The sequence below is a fragment of the Pseudomonas sp. K5002 genome, assembly GCF_013386655.1.
In the GTDB taxonomy this organism is placed as follows: Bacteria; Pseudomonadota; Gammaproteobacteria; order Pseudomonadales; family Pseudomonadaceae; genus Aquipseudomonas.
The window spans coordinates 1-352 of sequence record NZ_JACARK010001678.1; the positions used below are offsets into that span (position 1 = coordinate 1).

1 protein-coding gene is annotated in these 352 nt (G+C 65.6%); it reads left to right on the plus strand.

All coding sequences use genetic code 11. The features are described from left to right. On the plus strand, window positions 1-352 hold a 352-nt coding region (locus HX846_RS38660; RefSeq protein ID WP_178967632.1), incomplete at both ends, for an AMP-binding protein.

A 352-nucleotide genomic window follows, 5' to 3' on the forward strand; every position in this document is an offset into this window, starting at 1 on the left:
CCAGCCTGGTGCGCGGCATGCTGGCCGCGCCTGAAGCGCCGTTGGGCAGCTTCGAGCTGCTGGCCGCAGACGAGCGCCAGCAATTGCTCGGCGAGTGGGCACTCAACCCCCACGATTTTCCGTTGGATAAAAGCTACGCCGAACTGTTTGCCGCCCAGGTTGCCAAGCGTGGCGATCAGATCGCCGCGATCTGCGCCGGTGAATCCCTGACCTATGCAGAGCTGGATCAGCGCTCCACGCGCCTGGCCCATGCGCTGATTGCAGCCGGTGCCGCAGAGGATCAGTTGGTCGCGCTGGTCGCCCCCCGAGGCCTGGCGTTGTTGACAAGCATGCTCGCCGTGTTCAAGGCCGG